Below are 16,806 nucleotides of genomic sequence, written 5' to 3' on the forward strand. Positions count from 1 at the left end.
AGGCGCGACCGGCGTCTGCGGGGTCCGGATGGCGGCTGTTTGCCGAACTTGGCGAGTGATTTCGAAGTTTAAGTGTGACACATTGACCACTTTCATGAACTGATTCAGGATGCGCGCCGTAGTCGAACCCTGACTGGGCCCACCGGCGCCACGCGCGCCGGTCGCCGCCGGGCCAGGCAACCTCCGCTCGCTTTCGCATTCGGTGGCGCGCTCCGTCGCGCCGCTCAGGGGACTGTTCGTGAAAATCCATCATCAGGCCGCGGCTCTGCGCCGGCGGTCGGCGCCGGCGCGTGCGCATCTGGGCAGCGGTGCGCTCGCGTTCGCCTTGTGCCTGGTCGCGGCCCTGGTCGCATCGATCGCGCCGGTGCGCGCCTATCAGGCGCCGACGTCGATCGCCGCCGGGCTCAACGCGGCCGGCGGCACGTACGTATTGCCGAACAATTATCTGGTTGGCCTGGCCATGGCCGGCGGCAATCTCGCCATCGACACCGCGTCGACCACGTTCAACGGCATCGGCGGGCCGGTGGCGACTCACTACAGCCCGGGCATCGCACCGGCCACGCCGGCGCTGAAGCTGGACGCCAACGCCGGCGGCTGCGCGATCGCCGCCGCGCGCCAGACCTGCGCCAACCGCGGCACGGTCACGCTGACCTTCCCGCAGCCGGTGCGCAATCCCTCGCTGCATTTCAGCGGGCTCGGCGGCAACGTCGCCGGGGGCGGCCTGCGCGCCAATCATGCCGCGCGCTTCACCATCGCCTCGGCCGCCAACGGCGCCACCGCGGTGACAGGCCTGACCTGGACCCGCACCGCCGGCAACGCCAACTTCGCCGCCACCGCGACCCAGGCCTACAGCAACGTCCTGGCCGGCAACACCAGCTGCACCGTCGCCAACAACCCGGCCGCCTGCGGCAGCTTGCGCATCAACGGCACGATCACCCGGCTGGTGATCGGCGTCGGCCTGGACACCCAATTGCAGAGCGGCTCGGTCACCCTGGACAGCGGCCACGTCGACGCCCTGAGCCTGGCGGTGACGGTCGAGGAGGACTTCGGCGACGCGCCGGCGAGTTACGACGCCGGCCAGGCCGCGGTGCATGTGCTCAGCGATCTGAGCATCGGCGGCAACCTCAGCGCCGACAACGCCAATCTCGCCGCCGCGACCGCCAGCCCGCTGGCCAGCGCCGCGGCCGATGCCGACAGCGACGACTTCGTTTGGCCGGCCCTGGTGCGCGGACGCAGCGTCAACCTGAGCGTGCCCCTTGCCGGCGCCAGCCGCGCCGGCACCGCCTGCGGCTGGGTCGATGTCGACAACAACGGCAGCTTCGCCGCGGCCGAAGGCGCATGCGCCGGTTTCGCGGCCGGCGCGACGGTCCTGCCGCTGACGATCGCGATACCGGCCAATGCGGTCGCCGGCCAGCGCGTGGCGCGCGTGCGGGTGAGCTACGGCAGCGCGCTCAGTGCCGCTACTCCGAGCGGCCGTGCCGACAGCGGCGAAGTCGAGGACGCCTTGGTGCGGGTCGCCGAGCCGGCACGGATCGTGCTGCGCAAGACCACGCTCGGCGGTACCGGCAGCTTCGGCTTCGCTCTCGGCAACACCGTGCAGGCCGGCGGCAGCGCGACCACCGTCGCGATCGGCACGCCGGTGCAGGTCGATGGCGACACCGCGACGGGCGGCGTTCAGGGCTTCGCCGTGCAAAGCGCCGGCGCGGCGGTTTCGATCGACGAGAACGCGCTGCCGGCCGGCTGGCGATTGAGCTCGGCGCGCTGCACCGATGCCGGCGGCGCCACGGTCGGCAGTCTGTCGGGCACGGTGTATGCGATACCGGGCAGCGCTACCGGCCTGGATGCGGTGTTGACCTGCGACTTCGTCAACGCCCGGCAGCCGTTGCTGCGCCTGCGCAAGAGTCTGCCGCTGGGCCGCTTCGTCGCCGGCGACCAGTTCGTGTTGAGCATCGCGGGCAACGGCGCGCCGGTGTCGGCGACCACGAGCGGCGCCGGCGACGCGCCGCCGGAAATCGCAACGATCGACCCGGCCGAGATCGGTACGGTTTACACCTTCGGCGAAACCGGCGCCGGCGCCACCGATCTGTCCGGCTACACCACCACGTACGCATGCAGCAACGCGCTGCCCGGCGGCCAGGCGCCGAGTGGCAACGGCCGCAGCTTCGCGCTGACCCCGGTGGCCGGCGACGACCTGACCTGCACCTTCCGCAATACCCGACAGCCGCTCGCCGACCTGACCATCCACAAGACCAACACGCCGGCCGCCGGGGCGGACGACCCGTCCGGCGACACGCTGGCGCGCGGCGCGAGCACCACTTACACCATCGTGGTCGGCAACAACGGCCCGGACGCGGTGACCGGTGCGATCCTGCGCGATCCGATCGCGAGCCGCAGCGGCATCCGCTGCACTGCGCCGCCGAGCTGTAGCGGCACTGCTTGTCCGGCGGGTCTGAGCCTGGCTCAGCTCGATGCCGGCGTGGCCTTGGGCACCTTGGTCAACGGCGGCTCGGTGACGGTAACGCTGACCTGCACGGTCGACTGAGCCGGCGTCGCCGAGCGGGCCCGCCAGGCGGGCCCATCGTGCCGGCGGGCCGGCGCCTTGCGCGCCGGCCTGGCGAGGGGCGGCGGATCAGGCGCCGGCCGCGATCTCGCTGACCGCCAGCTGCGCGCGCAACTCAGCGTTCTCGCGCTTGAGCGCGTCGTTCTCGGCGCTGAGTTCGGCGACCCGGCGCAACAGGATCCGCTTTTCCTCGTCGCGCCCGGCGTCGGCGGCCTCTTCGGCGTCTTCCTCGGCGTTCTCGCGCGGCTTGCGCTTGGACGCGCGCACCCGCTTGGCCGCTTCCTTGAGTTCGCTGTTGCCGGCCAACGCCGCGGCGCGCTGTTCTTCTTCCGGCAAGGTCGCCACCGCAGCGGCGGCGTTGATCGACAAGCTGCCGGACTTGACCGCGGCCACCACTTCCGGCGCGGCCTGCTTATGGATGGTCTCGATCAGGCCGACCTGGGCGCTGCTCAAGCGCGCCTCGCGGGCGATTTCGCTGCGCTGCTTGCGCGCCGCGGCGGCCGGTGCGGCAGGCGCCGCGGCCTGGGCCGGCGCAGCGGAGAGCACGGCTTCGCCTTCGGCCGGCGGGTCCCACGGCGCCTGATCGTCGTCGGGCGAGGCCGGCGCCGGGATCGGCGCCGGCGCCGCCATCGCCGCGCTGGCCTTGGTGCTGGCGCGTTCGGCCAGGATCTCGCGCTTGCGCAGCGCCAGCACGCCGCGCTGGAAGTCGGACACGCTGCGTCGGCCCAGATGCTGGTCGATCATCCACAAGTACACGTCTTCGATCGACTGGAAGCGCGGGTTCTGCACGGTCTGGAACGGCAGGCCGTGCTTCTTGCAGATGCCGTAGCGGTTGTGGCCGTCGACCAGCACGTCGCCCCACAGCACCAGCGCGTCGCGGCAGCCTTCGGCCAGCAGGCTGCGCTCCAGCGCGGCGTATTCCTCCGCGGTCAGCGGATCGATGTAGGCCTTGAGGTCTTCGTTGACGACGATGTTCATGCGGTGCGGCTGCTGAAAACTGCGGGGGCGGCATTGTAGTGAGATGTCGCCCGCCGGTCAGCCGCCGATGCGCCGCGCGCCAGCGGAAGTTCAGCGGCGGCCAGGCGCGGCGGTGAGCGCCGGTCGCGGCGTCGGCTCAGGCCGTGCGGCCCAGCGCGCGCGGCGAGTCGCGGTCCGGCGCGGTTTGCGCGGCCGTCGCTGCGGCGGCGAACGACTCGTCCAGCGGCGTTCGTGCCGCCTGCGCGGCCGACAACTGGCCGCGACGGTGCGCGGGATCGCGCGGATCGCCCTCGACCAGGAATAGTGCGTCGCCGCCGTCGCGGGCGCTCAGCACCCGGTCGATGCGTTGCAGCCCCTCGCGCTTGGCCAGGGCGTACAGGCTGGCGGCGGTGCGTTCGAAGGCGTCGTCGTCGGCCGCGGCGCCGGTGTGCGCCGGCAGTTGCGAGACGCCGTCGCGGATCGACCGGTACAGGGCATGGTCCGGATGGCTGCGCCGGCGCGGGTCGTGCGATGGAGCTTCGGCGGCCGGCGCTTGCCGCGCCGGCGCTGCGTGCGGGGCGGGATCGGCAAACGGACTGCGCGGCGGCGGCGCGGGTGCGAGACGACCGAGTTCGCCGGCGATGCCGCCGGCGCCGCGCAATGCCGCGGCGGTCAGGCTCACGCTTTCGCGCAACAGCCAGATGTCGTGGCGGTAACGTTCGAACATGGGCTGGTGGGCCTGGGCGCGATAGCGCGCCTGCGGGTCGTCGAGCACCGAGCGGCTGCGGCCGTCGGCGCCGCCGTCCAGGAAATGATGCATGCGGTGCGAGTCCAGCAAGGCCGCTGCCGCCGGCAGCGGATAGCGCAGATCGAGCGCGCCGCCATGGTCCTCGTAACGGCCGATTTCGTGCAAGCGCCAGACTTCCTGCGCCTGCGCATACATGCGCACCCGGCCGAAGTGCTTGCCGCCGGCGCTGACCACATCGCCGGCCATGACGTGGTTGAGCACCTGGTTGCCGCCTTCGGCAATGCCATAGGCGAGGCTGGCCGCACCGTAGGCGTTGAACGTTTCGCCGCGCAGGCCGAAGCGGTGCGCGGCGATCTGCGCCAGGCAGCCGCCGAGCGAGTGGCCGGCGACGCTGACCGGCGCGGGCGGTTCGCTCGCGCGCGCCAGCATCAGCGCCTGGCGGGTCAGGGCGATCGCGTCCTCGCTCTGCGGATTGATGCGCTGGCCGATCATCGCCAGATCGGCGCCGGCCCCGTCCTTGTCCGGCTCGCGCAGGAATTCGCTGCCGCGGTGGGCGACCACGTACTCGCCGGTGTCGGCGCGCCGGTAGATCGCGCCCTGGTAGCCGGACGGACGGTCGACCCGCTGCACCACCGCATAGGTGACCCCGTCGATGCGCAGCGCGTCGTGCCCGTAGGCGGCTGCGGGGCGGTAGACGTGTTCGGAGAGAATGGCGTAGTGGCGGCTGGGCAGGCTCATGGCGTCAGTTCCTTCGACTGGAGGACGATCGCGAACAGCTCGGCGCGCTGCTCGACGGGAGTGCGGTCGGCTTGCGGCAGGCCGAGGTCGGGGTAGGCGTCGATCGCTTCGATCAGCGGGTAGTGGCTGCGCAGAAACACCGCGCGTTCCTGACCGGACGCGCGCAGCGTCTGCGCCGGCATGAACAGCCGGAAATGGGTGCTGCGCGGGTCCGGACTGGCGCGCAGGCGCACCGACACGCCGGCCAGACGCAGCCGGCAAACCCCGCGTCCGTACACATCGCTGTCGAGGAACCCGTCGGCGGCGACCACGGCGCGGTGGCCGCCGCGACCGTCGCGCTCGAAATGGACCAGCGCGAACGCAGTGTCCTGGGCCTGTCGCGCACCCGAGAAGAAACCGCGCGGCGGCATGCAGTGCGGGCTGTCGATGCCGTACAGCGCTGCGCCGTCGACCAGGGCGAAGCCGCCGGGCGCCCGCTCCAGGCTCAGCTGCAGGCGGTAGCGCTCGCGCGGCTGCGGGTTGACCAGGAAGCGCGGCTCGGGCGGCGGGAACAGCGCCGGCAGCGCCCAGCGCGCTAGCTTGATCGCGATCAGGCCGGCCACGGCCAGGCGCAGCCACGGCGGCAACGTGCGCCAGCGCCGGCTCAGCCCGGCCGCCGCCGCCTGCCAACGCCTGCGCGCGGTCCGCATCGCGCTCACGGCAGCAACCCGTGTTCCAGCGCGAGCCGGGTGAGTGCGGCGTCGCTGCGCACGCCGAGCTTGTCGAACAGACGCGAGCGATGCGTGCGTACGGTCGAATCGGCCATGCCCAGCGCGACGGCGATGCGCTGGATGCCGTCGCCGCGCGCGGTCAGGCGGGCGACCTCCAACTCGCGTGTGCTGAGCCGGTCGAACGGCGAGTCGCCGAACAGCACCCGGCTGGCCAGGCCATCGTCGAGGTAGCGCCGGCCCGCGGCGACTTCGCGCACCGCCCGCACGACCGCCGCCGGCGTACAGCCGTAGGACAGATAGCCGCGCGCGCCGGCAGCGAACAGGTGCTTGGGCAGGATGCCGTCGTGGCCCGCGGCCAAGGCCAACACCCAAGGGCGTGCCGGCAGCCGGCGCAGGAAGTCGACGCCGTCGAGGTCAGGCAACTGGGTCGAGCACAGGACCAGGTCGATCTCCAGCGCGATCAATGCGCGCAGCGCCGTCTCGGCGCGATCGGCTTCGCCGACGACCACGATGTCGCCGGCCTGGTGTGCGATCCAGCGCAATCCGGCGCGGATCAAAGGCTGGGCGTCGACAGCGAATACCCGAATCACGATGCGTCCTTGCGGTTTGTCTCGGTGGCGACTACGCCGGCAAAACCGTAAGTTGGCAATGTGTGCCAGCTGAAATTGCTTCGTGTCCACATTGTTGTGGACGTTCGTCTACACGGTGTAGTCAAACGCGTCGTCGGAATCAGATTTGTCCTACGCGGCGCGGCGTTGCGGCGCTGCTAGCGTGTGGCTTCGCGATCGCAGCGATCGCCGGCAACGGCCGCACGGCCGATCACGTCGACCAGGAACGCAAGGCATGGATGGGATGCAATGGGATACGGCGGCGCGCGCCGCCGACGCTTGGGCGGCGACCGCCGGCATCGGCGATTTCGTGCTCTTCCGTCTGATCGACGAGTACTTCCGCGGCGAGATCGACCGCTTCGGCCTGCAACTGATGGCGCGCGCCATGGCCTGGGCCAGCGCGGTCGCGTTGAGCCTGGTCACCCTGTGGATCCTGATCGCGGGCTACCGCGTCGTCACCGGCCGCTCGCGCGACTCGATGCCCGCCCTGGTCGCGGACCTGACCCGGATCGCGGTCATCGTGGCGGTCGCCACCGGCATGTCGCTGGCGGGTACGCGCCTGCACGAGTTCTTTACCCACGACCTGGACCGCGAGATCCACGAGTTGTTCACCGGCATCGAGGGGCGCACCGCAGCGCAGAGCATCGACGAGAACCTGGCGTATGCCCAGGTCGCGCTGGACGCGATCGATGCGGTGCAGGTAGTCGAAGGCGAGCAAGCGCTGCGCGAGGAAAAGGCGCGGGCGCTGCTGTTCGCCGGCTTCGGCGCGGCCGGTCCGGCGATGACCGCGGCGGCCATGCTGCTGCTGTACAAATTCGGCATCGCCGTGTTCATCGGCCTGGGGCCGTTGTTCGTGCTGTGCCTGATCTTCGACCAGACCCGCGAGCTGTTCCGGCGCTGGCTGCTGTACGGCATCGGCACCTTGTTCTCGATGGCGACGCTGAGCGTGGTCACGGCGATGTGCACCAAGTTGCTGAGCAAGATCGCGATCGCGTTCTGGGCGAGCAAGCTCGCCGCCGGCCTGCCGGGCCTGGATGCCGAGGGCATGAGCACCCTGGCCCTGCAGCAAGGCGGCATCGGCCTGATCCTGACCATCTTCATCGTGGTCGCGCCGCCGGTGTCGGCGCTGTTCTTCAACGGCACGCTGGGCCAGTTCCAGGCGCATTCGGCATTCGCCGGCAATGCGGCCGCCGCCGCCCGCGGCGGCGTCGCCCCGGTGCCGGCCTTGCCGCCGTCGGCGAGCGCGAGCGAACAACCGATCGCCGCGCCGGCCTGGACGCCGCCGCGCGTCGCCACGCAGCCCGCGCCCCGTGCCGGCGGGCCGACGCCGTGATGCGTGTCGTCGCATGGCGGTGGCCGCTCGCGCTGGCGCTGGCGGGCGCCTGCGTGCCAGCACCGGCGCGCGCGGAAGGCGTGTGTCCGCCCGGCATGCTGCCCTACCGCACCGGCAACGAGCAGGCCTGCGCGCCCGCGCCGCCGAACTACTACCCCGAACCGGCGCCGCCGCGCGAAGTGTGGGGGTCGCGTTGGGGCGCGGTCGCGCTCGACGGTCCGCGCGGTGCGATCGGCACCGCGCACGGGGCGGCCAGCAAACGCCAGGCGCGGCGCGAGGCGGTCGAAGACTGCCGCACGCAGGGCGGACGGGACTGCCGAGTGCAGATCGACTACCGCAATCAATGCGTGGCGATTGCGGTCAGCGACAGCCACGTTCATGTACGGCCGTCGGAGCTCAAGGATGATGCGGTCGAGCACGCCTTGCGCGAATGCGGCGAGCGCGGGGAAGCGCATTGCCGCTCCTATTACGCCGCCTGCAGCTTGCCGGTGCGGGTGCGCTGAGCCGGCTCAGCGCACCCGTGCCCCGCGCTGACACTGGCGGTGGTGCGCCTCGGCGCAGGCCGGCCCGCAGTACAGACGCGCCGGCTCGCCGTCGAACGGCTCCAGGCAGGCGCGATTGAGGCAGTAGCCCGCTGCGGCGGTCGGCGGCAGCGTTTGCGCGGACAGGCGTTGCGCCTGCAGCGATTGGGCCAGGTTGATCTGCTCGAACAATTGCGCCTGGTCGATGATGTCGCTCATGTTTGCATTCCCTGCGTCAAGGGCGCCGGCGATGCGCGGCGCGTGAAGGGCGCGTCGAGGCCGACGCATGCCGCGCAGGGTTCCATGGCCCGGTCCCACACATTGAAACGCACTCACCGAAACGCGACCGGGTCTGAACGAATCGGATCGAATCGTCGTTGCGGGTTGCGGCGGCGCGCACAAAAGCGCGTTCGGGCCCCGGCAACGGGGTTGCGGTTCAGGCGAAATCCGCCAACGTGTCGGTGTATGAGACTGCCGCGGACTAGTGTGTCTTCACCGAAGGCCGACCGCTGTGGAGCGAAGGAGGACGCCGTGAGCGTCGACACGACCGAGCGCGATGCCAGCCGTGCCCTGCAGGCCTTGCATGCCGCGACCTGGTTCGCATTGTGCGAAGGCGACCGCTACTCGGCGCTGGGGCGTCGGGCGGTGGCCAATTCGTTCTACAACCTGCTGCCTTTGTTGGCCGAAGTGCGCAAGGCGATGGGGGCGACGCTGCCGGCGGCGGCGGATGTGTTGCAGTTGCAAGTGCTGGAGGCGTCCGGCAGCGCCAACGACGAACCGCGGGACGGCTAGGGCCGGCCTGCTGCCGTCGCCGTCCAGGCCGGAACTCGTCGCGAGGATAGGAGCGGCGCGAGCCGCGACCACGGGACACGCAGAGCCCTGGCGGCTTGCGTCACCCATCGAAGCTCGAAACCTGCGCCTGTAGAAGCGGCATCCCGATAGTCAGGACTTCTTCGGCGCGGGCAGGGGCTTGGCCTGCACCTTGTGGCCGTCGGCGAGCAGGGCGTTCGGGGCCAGGATTACGGTGTCGCCGGGCGCGATGCCGGTCAGTACTTCGATTTCGTTGCCGAGGTTGCGGCCGAGGGTGACGCTGCGGAAGGACAAGGTCGAGTCGGATCGGAGCGTGGCGACCTGCGCGCCGGTGGCGCGTTGGACCACGGTCGAGACCGGCAGGATCACCGCAGGGGCCGGGCGCGGCAGTTGCAGGCGCGCGGTGCCGACCATGCCGGCGGGGATGCGGCCGTCCGGGTTGGGCAGCAGCAGTTCGGTGCGCATCGCTCCGGCTTCGCGCGAGAGCATGCGTGCGCTGCGGACGACCTGGGCCTTGAAGCGTCGGCCCGGCAGCTCGGGGAAACCGACCTCGGCCTGCAGGCCGTTCTCGATCTGCAGGGCGATGTTCTGCGGCACATCGACCACCACCCGCAGCGGGTCGAGCACGGCGATCTCGAACATCGGCGCTGCCGCGGCGGCCGAATCGCCGACCACGCGGTCGCCGCGCTCGATGTTGCGCGCCACCACCACACCGGCGAACGGCGCGCGCACGACCTGGAACGACTGCCGCTCCAAAGCCGAGGTCAAGCGCGCCTGGGCGGCGCTGCGCGCGGCGACGGCGACATCGTAGTGGCCCTTGCGATCGCTGAAGTATTCCCTCGACACTGCACCGGAGCCGACCAGGGCCTGGGCGCGGTCGTAATTGACCTTGGCCAGTTCCTGGTCGGCGCTGGCCTGGGCCAGGACCGCGCGCGCCTCGCGCACGGCCTGATCGATCTCCGGCGCCGAGACCGTCGCCAGCACTTGGCCGGCGGCGACCCGGTCGCCGAGCTCGACCTTGCGCTCGCTGACGAAACCGGTGGCACGGGCGTAGATCTGCGCCGATTCGCCGGCGTGGGCGCGGGCCGGCAGAGCCATTTCGTAAGCCGGCTCGGCGGGCTTGGCGGCGACCGTGAGCACCTGCGGCAGGGACGCCGCCGGCGCGGTCGCCGCGGTGCTGCGGTTGCAGCCGGCCAGCGCGCCGGCCAAGGCCGCCGCGACGGCGACGGCGAGGCTCAGGCGCAACACGGGACCGGGAGAGGAGGCAGAGCGGTTCATGGGGCGACTCCTGCGGGGGCGGCGGCCGGCGCGGTCGTGTCGTCGGTCGCGACCGGCGCGGCGGGTTTTTGGCGGCGGCCGATCACGGCCAGGATGGAAGGGACCAGGACCAGGGTGGCCGGCGTGCCGAACAGCAGGCCGCCGATCACCGCGCGACCCAGCGGCGCGTTCTGTTCGCCGCCGTCGCCCAGGCCGATCGCCATCGGCACGATGCCGAGCACCATCGCGCTGGCGGTCATCAACACCGGGCGCAGGCGCACCGCGGCGGATTCGTAGGCGGCCTGTTCGGGATCGTGGCCGTCGGCGATCAGGCTGCGGGCGAAACTGGTCACCAGCACCGAGTTCGCGGTCGATACGCCGATCACCATCATCACGCCCATCAGCGCCGGCACGCTCAGCGGCGTGCCGGTGACGAACAGGCCGATGGCGGCGCCGGCGATCGCGATCGGCAGGCCGGACATGGCCACCGCCGGCTGGACCCAGGACTGGAAATTCACCACCAGCACCAGGAACACCAGCACCGCCGACATCAGCAAGCCGGCGGCGAGTTCGCTGTAGGCGTTCTGCATCTCGCCGGCCTGGCCGACGATTTCGATCCGGTTGCCCGGCTTGAGCTTGGCCTCGAGCTCGCCGGTGATCGTCGACAGCCGGTCGTAGACCGAACCCAGGTCGGTGCCTTCGACGTTGGCGATCACGCTGATGGTCGGCGCCAGGGTGGTGCGGGCGATGCTCGCCGGCACCTGGCGCGGCGTCACCGTGGCGATGTTGCGCAACAGCACCGCCTCGCCGCCCGCGTCGATGCGCAACGGCGAGTTCAACAGCGCGTCGATGTCGCGCAGGTCGTTGATCGGCGCCTGCACCTGCACGGTGTAGGCGATGGCGTTGACGGTGTCGGTCCAGTACACCGGCGACACCGTGCCGGCCGAGCCGAGCACCGCCAGCACCGCGCGCGCGGCCTGCTGCGGGTCCAGGCCGAGCTGGGCGGCGCGGGTGCGGTCGATCCGCACCTGGTACTCGGGCAGGTCCAGCACCTGGCGCAGCGAGATGTCGACCGCGCCGGGCACCCGGTGCAGGCGTTGCTCGATCTCGCGCGCCAGCGCCATGTTGCCGGGCACGTCGCGGCCGATCAGGCGCACTTCGAACGCGGCCGCGGCCGAACCGGCGAGGGTGCGGCTGGTCGCGTCGGGCGGGCGCTCGAACAGCTTGACCTCGGGAAAGCGCTCGGCGATGCGCTGGCGGATCTTGACCAGGTAATCGTGGCTATTGGCGTGCGGCGAGCGCAGCTGGAGCATGATCTCCGCTTCGAACGAGCCGACCACCGTGCTGTCGACCAGCGACAGGTTGATCGCATCGGGCACGCCGATCTGCTCGTACACGGTTTGCAGTTCGGCGGGCGGGACGATCGCGCGGATCTCGCGCTGGATCTCGCTGAGCTTGGCCGCGGTTTCCTCCAGCCGGGTGCCGGTGGGCAGGCGCACCTGCAACCGCAACTGACCGGCATCGACCTGGGGGAAGTACTCGCGGCCCAGCGACATCGCCGCGGCCGCGCCCAGGCCCAGCACCAGCAAGGCGCTGAGCGCGAGCGCACCGCCGTGGTGGCCGAGCCGCACCAGCAGCGCGTGATGCCGGTCGCGCAGGGCGTCGAGGGTGTGCTCGACCCGATGATTGATCTTCAGCAGCAGCTTCTCCGCCGCCCAGCGCGGCCGGGCGCGGCTTTGGATATCGGCCGGCAGCAGCAGATAGCACAGCACCGGGATCAGGGTGCGCGAGAGCAGGAACGAGGCCAGCATGGCGAAGATCACCGCCAGGGCCAGCGGGGCGAATACCCAGGCCGACAGGCCGGTCATCAGCAGGATGGGGGTCAGCACGATGCAGATCGAAATGGTCGAGACCATTTCCGGGAACACCACTTCCTTGGCGCTGTCCAGGATCGCGGTGCGCACGTCCTTGCCCAGGGCGATGTTGCGGTTGGTGTTCTCCACGTCGACCACCGCGTTGTCGACCAGGATGCCGATCGCCAGCGCGAGCCCGCCCAGGGTCATCACGTTGAAGGTGTAGCCCAGCAGATGCAGCATCGCCACCGACGCCAGCAGCGCCAGCGGGATCGCCGACAGCACGATCAGGCTCGAGCGCCAGGAGCCGATGAACACCAGCACCACCAATGCGACCAGCAGGCCGACCAGGATCGCCTCGTGCTCGATCGAGCCGATCGCGTTGTCGACGAACACCGACTGGTCGAAGATCGCGTGGATGCGCGTGCCCGGCGGCGCCGAGGCCTCGATTTCGGGCAGGCGCTCGCGCACCGCGCGCACGATCTCTACCGCCGAGGCGCCGCCGAGCTTGATCAGCGCCACCGACACCGCGCTGGAACCGTCCATGCGCGCGACGTTGGTCTGCAGCGCGCCGCCGTCGCGCACCGAGGCGACATCGCGCACGTAGACCACGGTGCCGCCGCGCATGGCGACCGGGATGTCGAGGAATTCGGCCGCGGTCGCCGGGCTGGTGTCGATCGAGATCTGCATCTCGCGCCGGCCTTCGCGGATCGCGCCGGAGGGCAGGGTGGGGCTGCCGCGCTCCAGTGCGCCGGTGACGTCGGCCGGCGTCAGGCCGTAGGTCTGCAGCTTGGCCGGGTCCAGGTCGACCATGATCTGCCGCGGCGCGCCGCCGTAGGGCAGGGTCATGCGGATGCCGGGGATGGTCTGGATCTGCGAGCGAAGTTGCAGGCGCGCGTAGTCGTACAGCTGCGCTTCGGTCAGCGAGTCGGAGGACAGCACCAACTGCAGCACCGGCGTGGAAGAGACGTTGTTGCGCACCACCAGCGGCGGCGAGGTGCCCGGCGGCATGCGCCGCAGGATGGTCTGCGACACCGCGGTGATCTGCACCAGCGCGCGATCGAGGCTGACCGTGGGCTGGAAATCGATGCGCACGATGCTGGCGCCGTTGATCGTCTCCGAGCGCACTTCCTTGAGGTCGTCGACGGTGTTGAGGATCGCCGCCTCGGAGAACGAGGTCATCTTGGCGGCGACGTCTGCGGCGGGCAGGCCGCTATAGGTCCAGACCAGATTGACCGAAGGAATCCCGACTTCCGGCAGGATGTCGGTCGGCATCTTGCGCGCCGACAGCACGCCGAACAGCAGGATCAGGATCGCCAGCACGCCGATGGTGTAACGGCGGCTCAGGGCGTATTGCACTATCCACATCGCGTAGGCGTTCCGACGGCTGGGGGTGGGGGCGCAGTGTCCGCGCGCCGCGCCGATCGCGCAGCGCTGCGGCGTGGAACGGTTCGTCTGCGTGAGGCAACGCTGCGGCGCGTCGCGCGGGCGACCGCGCAGGCAACGCAGCGGACCCTGCGGCCAGGGTAGAGGCGGCATGCGGACGCGGAACTGACGCGTACCTGACAAAAGCGTCAGGCGGGCGCGCCGGCGCGAACGCGTGGCGGCAGGGTCCGGGCGGTTCTGCGCGGCGGGAGGGAGGCCCCGCCGGCGACGCGGGTGCAGCGCTCCGCCGGCGGAAAACGCGCGGGCGCCGGCACGACGGCCGCCGCCGGGCGGCAGCCCGATGCCGGTCGTCGCCCGCCGGCCGGACCGACGCGGGTCCGCAGGGGGAGTGGGGGTAAATTAGTTCCCTGAATCGCGGAGGCGTTAGTTCATTACTGTCGCATCGTTGCCTATTTCTGCAATTTGGCCGAACCGGCACAGTCACAGGGCAAATTCCTCCCGATAATCGCCGTACCCGGAACCAATGCGGGAAGCCATGAACGCCAACACTTCCGCCGAAACCATCGCCCAGCGCGGCAGTTGCGCAGCGCAGGCCGAACTGGTCGACCGGATTGCCCGATTGACGCACGGCGACGGATTGCACCCGACGGTGGTCAAGGCGCTGCAGCTGATCCGCATCAGCGGCCCCACCGAATGCTCCCCCAGCGTGTACGAACCGCGGCTGTGCGTCGTCGCGCAGGGCCGCAAGATCGTCACCCTGTCCGACCGCACCTATCACTACGACCCGCTGAACTATCTGGTGGTGTCGGTGACCCTGCCGATGATCGGCCAGGTGGTCGAGGCGACGCCGGACAAGCCTTATCTGTGCCTGCGCATCGACGTCGACCCGGAGGAGATCGCGCGTCTGCTGGTCGACGCCGGCCAGGCGCCGGCGCCGGAACGCGGCGCCGATCGTTCGGCCGATCTGGGGTTGTACGCGGCGCGGGTCAATCCGACCCTGATGGATGCGGTGCTGCGGCTGATGCGCCTGCTCGACACGCCGCAGGACTTGCCGGTGCTGGCGCCGCTGGCGTTGCGCGAAATCTTCTACCGCGTGCTGATGGGCGACCTCGGCCATCGCCTGCGCGCGATCGCGGTCAACGACAGCCGTTCCAGCCGCATCGCCAAGGCGGTGGCGGTGCTGCGCCGCTGCTATCTGCAGCCGTTGAGCATCGAGGAGCTGGCCGAGCAAGTGCACATGAGCACGTCCTCGCTGCACCACCAGTTCAAGGCGGTGACCACGATGTCGCCGCTGCAGTTCCAGAAGCAGCTGCGCCTGCACGAGGCGCGCCGACTGATGATGGTCAACGGCATGGAAGCGGTGACCGCCGCGCATCGGGTCGGCTACGAAAGCCCTTCGCAGTTCTCGCGCGAGTACAAGCGCCTGTTCGGCGCGCCGCCGCGGGCGGAAGTGGTGCAGGCCCGCAGCGCGCCGCAGAGCTGAGTCCGACGCGGCGCGGCCGGCTTCGGCGGCGTGAAGCCTGCATCGTCGTAAGGTCGCGAGCATCGCTGCGGCGATCGCGATCCGGCGAGGTCGCAGGCGTCCGTTTCGCCAGGGGCGTGCCACACCAGCGCCGGCGGCGCACTCACCTTCCATCACGCCTGCGCCACGTTCGCTAGCGTGCGGCGTGTGCGCTGCATACGGCTACGTAAACGGACCGGGTTGCAGGACACCCGCGATGCGCGTTCTGCGCATCGATCGGGGATATTTTTCTTTTGCCGCGTCCGTCGCGTTTTTGCCCCACCCGCATCGGTAGCGTCCTCGCTCGACGCGAGTGGAGCCAGCGATAGCGATCGCCAGCCAAGCCGAGTACGACGCACGGCCGCGCGATAGGGCCGCATCGCAATGGCATGGAACGCTGCCTGCACCGCGACGAAGCGAACGCCTTCGCTTCACTCGACCGAGGAGCAGGGAGTCCCATGAGCCATCGATCCCGTCGCAGGCTGTTGCTGTGGAGATCCGTCGCATTCGTACCGCTGTCGCTGGCCTTGAGCGCCTGTACCGACGGCGGCGTCAGACCCGAGCCGCACGACCGATTGAGCGGCGCCGATATCCGCGCTCACACCGCCGGCCGACTGGGCAGCTTGCCGCCGCTGAGCTCGCAGATTCCGCTCGACGTCAACGTGCCGCAGTCCAATCCCAGCCTGCAGGAGTTGCAGGACGATTTCGACCTGCTGTCGTGGCAGACCTTCGTCGCGGTCAACTGGCCGGCCGACGGCAACGGCAATCCCGACACCGGCAAGACCATCGGCGCCAACCTGCCGACGGTATGGGAGAACTGGAAGGAAAGCCGCGAGGTGTTCCTGCCCGGCGGCGCCGTGCCGTTGCCGTGGGGGCAGGATCCTGCGCCGCCGGCGGTCTGCGCCGGTCTGGGCAAGGCGGCGCTCAACCTGACCCAGGTCGGCAAGACCCCGGACGTGCTCGACGAAAGCGCCGAGCCGTTCGATACCGGTCCGCTGATCGACCAGAACGGCCAGTACGTGCGCTTCGCGATCATGATGAACCAGGACATGTTCGACCGCATCGTCCGCGACCGGCTGTACAGCAAGGCGGGCCAGGAGGCCTTCAACAAGGCCGCCGACTTCGCCCAGACGCAGAGCAACGCCCACGTCGGCGCGATCATGATCAAGTCCTCGTGGAAAGTGATGGGCGCCAACGACGACGCCAGCCGCTTCCACACCATCAAGGCGCTGGTCTACACCAACCCGAACGAACACGAAGGTGTGACCGCCTCGTGTAAGCTGCAGACGGTGGGCCTGGTCGGCCTGCACATCGTGCACAAGACCCACGACGCGCCGCAGTGGGTGTGGTCGACCTTCGAGCACGTCGACAACGCGCCGAGCCAGGGCGATACGCCGTCCAAGCCGCATTACAACTTCTACGACAAGACCTGCACGACTTGCCGGGCCAACGAGCCGCCGCCGCGGCCGTGGAACCCGAACGCGACCCGCACCCAGCCGACCCAGGTGGTGCGCGAGATCCCGCTGACCGATTCGACCAAGCAACTCAATGCCCAGTACCAGGCCTTGCTGCGCAGCGCCAACGCCAATTCGGTCTGGGCCAACTACGAGCTGATCAGCACGCAGTGGCCGACCGAGCGGAACAACCCGATCGACCCAACCGGCAACCCGGCGCCGAATTTCCTGGCCAACGCCACCCTGGAAACCTACATCCAGGGCCAGACGCCGCGGGTCTCGTCGAGCTGCATGGACTGCCACAACGACGCCACCATGACCAACGGCCTGCCTTCGGACTTCACTTACCTGCTGCAGCGCGCGCAATAAG

13 protein-coding genes are annotated in these 16,806 nt (G+C 70.3%); 6 read left to right on the plus strand and 7 right to left on the minus strand.

From position 1 onward, the window contains the following. Positions 1 to 238 precede the first annotated feature (238 nt). A complete protein-coding gene (locus tag V2J18_RS02540) occupies positions 239 to 2,542 on the plus strand; it encodes a prealbumin-like fold domain-containing protein (RefSeq protein WP_336130854.1) in 2,304 nt (767 codons plus the stop codon). Positions 2,543 to 2,629: 87 nt separating this feature from the next. Here the strand turns inward: V2J18_RS02540 and V2J18_RS02545 are convergent, their stop codons facing one another. The 4 genes from V2J18_RS02545 to V2J18_RS02560 all read right to left on the minus strand — a co-directional run bounded on the left by V2J18_RS02545 (position 2,630) and on the right by V2J18_RS02560 (position 6,303). Beyond that, positions 2,630 to 3,538 (minus strand): ParB N-terminal domain-containing protein, encoded by a 909-nt coding sequence (locus V2J18_RS02545; RefSeq protein WP_064746307.1) that lies wholly within the window; start codon positions 3,536 to 3,538, stop codon positions 2,630 to 2,632. A gap of 136 nt (positions 3,539 to 3,674) precedes the next feature. Beyond that, on the minus strand, positions 3,675 to 5,003 hold the full coding sequence (locus V2J18_RS02550) for an XVIPCD domain-containing protein (RefSeq protein ID WP_064746308.1): 1,329 nt from the start codon (positions 5,001 to 5,003) through the stop codon (positions 3,675 to 3,677). After that, on the minus strand, positions 5,000 to 5,701 hold the full coding sequence (locus V2J18_RS02555) for a hypothetical protein (protein WP_186442494.1): 702 nt from the start codon (positions 5,699 to 5,701) through the stop codon (positions 5,000 to 5,002). The genes V2J18_RS02550 and V2J18_RS02555 overlap by 4 nt, the downstream gene beginning before the upstream one ends. Next, a complete protein-coding gene (locus V2J18_RS02560) occupies positions 5,698 to 6,303 on the minus strand; it encodes a LuxR C-terminal-related transcriptional regulator (protein WP_186442495.1) in 606 nt (201 codons plus the stop codon). Before V2J18_RS02560 ends, V2J18_RS02555 begins: the two co-directional genes overlap by 4 nt. A 253-nt stretch (positions 6,304 to 6,556) precedes the next feature. Between V2J18_RS02560 and V2J18_RS02565 the strand changes: the two genes are divergently transcribed. Beyond that, positions 6,557 to 7,654, plus strand: a complete 1,098-nt coding sequence (locus V2J18_RS02565; protein WP_336130857.1) for a TrbL/VirB6 family protein — start codon at positions 6,557 to 6,559, stop codon at positions 7,652 to 7,654. After that, positions 7,654 to 8,157, plus strand: a complete 504-nt coding sequence (locus V2J18_RS02570; protein WP_336130858.1) for a DUF4189 domain-containing protein — start codon at positions 7,654 to 7,656, stop codon at positions 8,155 to 8,157. The genes V2J18_RS02565 and V2J18_RS02570 overlap by 1 nt, the downstream gene beginning before the upstream one ends. A gap of 6 nt (positions 8,158 to 8,163) precedes the next feature. Here the strand turns inward: V2J18_RS02570 and V2J18_RS02575 are convergent, their stop codons facing one another. Beyond that, complete coding sequence (locus V2J18_RS02575; protein WP_336130859.1) at positions 8,164 to 8,394, minus strand: hypothetical protein; 231 nt, start codon at positions 8,392 to 8,394, stop codon at positions 8,164 to 8,166. A 312-nt stretch (positions 8,395 to 8,706) separates the two neighbouring features. Here V2J18_RS02575 and V2J18_RS02580 point away from each other — a divergent pair, with 312 nt between their 5' ends. Next, complete coding sequence (locus V2J18_RS02580; RefSeq protein WP_336130861.1) at positions 8,707 to 8,967, plus strand: hypothetical protein; 261 nt, start codon at positions 8,707 to 8,709, stop codon at positions 8,965 to 8,967. 150 nt (positions 8,968 to 9,117) lie between these two features. Here V2J18_RS02580 and V2J18_RS02585 read toward each other — a convergent pair whose 3' ends face one another. Together V2J18_RS02585 and V2J18_RS02590 are read right to left on the minus strand one after the other, a co-directional pair. Further along, on the minus strand, positions 9,118 to 10,263 hold the full coding sequence (locus V2J18_RS02585; RefSeq protein WP_079247995.1) for an efflux RND transporter periplasmic adaptor subunit: 1,146 nt from the start codon (positions 10,261 to 10,263) through the stop codon (positions 9,118 to 9,120). Then, the gene (locus V2J18_RS02590) at positions 10,260 to 13,463 is read right to left on the minus strand and encodes an efflux RND transporter permease subunit (RefSeq protein ID WP_336130862.1); all 3,204 of its coding nucleotides are present in this window, start codon (positions 13,461 to 13,463) and stop codon (positions 10,260 to 10,262) included. The genes V2J18_RS02585 and V2J18_RS02590 overlap by 4 nt, the downstream gene beginning before the upstream one ends. 553 nt (positions 13,464 to 14,016) lie before the next feature. On the opposite strand from V2J18_RS02590, the gene V2J18_RS02595 reads away from it, so the two are divergent. Further along, on the plus strand, positions 14,017 to 14,964 hold the full coding sequence (locus tag V2J18_RS02595; RefSeq protein WP_336130863.1) for an AraC family transcriptional regulator: 948 nt from the start codon (positions 14,017 to 14,019) through the stop codon (positions 14,962 to 14,964). Between the two features lie 476 nt (positions 14,965 to 15,440). Next, positions 15,441 to 16,805, plus strand: coding sequence for a hypothetical protein (locus V2J18_RS02600; RefSeq protein ID WP_336130864.1), 1,365 nt, complete (start codon positions 15,441 to 15,443; stop codon positions 16,803 to 16,805). Position 16,806: the final 1 nt, after the last annotated feature.

The organism is Lysobacter firmicutimachus (assembly GCF_037027445.1).
Classification (GTDB): domain Bacteria; phylum Pseudomonadota; class Gammaproteobacteria; order Xanthomonadales; family Xanthomonadaceae; genus Lysobacter; species Lysobacter firmicutimachus.

Bases quoted from the DNA above. Each gene is read 5' to 3' on its own strand.
- V2J18_RS02545 (WP_064746307.1), bottom strand. From the start codon at position 3,538: ATGAACATCGTCGTCAACGAAGACCTCAAGGCCTACATCGATCCGCTG.
- V2J18_RS02550 (WP_064746308.1), bottom strand. From the start codon at position 5,003: ATGAGCCTGCCCAGCCGCCACTACGCCATTCTCTCCGAACACGTCTAC.
- V2J18_RS02565 (WP_336130857.1), top strand. From the start codon at position 6,557: ATGGATGGGATGCAATGGGATACGGCGGCGCGCGCCGCCGACGCTTGG.
- V2J18_RS02570 (WP_336130858.1), top strand. From the start codon at position 7,654: ATGCGTGTCGTCGCATGGCGGTGGCCGCTCGCGCTGGCGCTGGCGGGC.
- V2J18_RS02575 (WP_336130859.1), bottom strand. From the start codon at position 8,394: ATGAGCGACATCATCGACCAGGCGCAATTGTTCGAGCAGATCAACCTG.
- V2J18_RS02585 (WP_079247995.1), bottom strand. From the start codon at position 10,263: ATGAACCGCTCTGCCTCCTCTCCCGGTCCCGTGTTGCGCCTGAGCCTC.
- V2J18_RS02590 (WP_336130862.1), bottom strand. From the start codon at position 13,463: ATGTGGATAGTGCAATACGCCCTGAGCCGCCGTTACACCATCGGCGTG.
- V2J18_RS02595 (WP_336130863.1), top strand. From the start codon at position 14,017: ATGAACGCCAACACTTCCGCCGAAACCATCGCCCAGCGCGGCAGTTGC.
- V2J18_RS02600 (WP_336130864.1), top strand. From the start codon at position 15,441: ATGAGCCATCGATCCCGTCGCAGGCTGTTGCTGTGGAGATCCGTCGCA.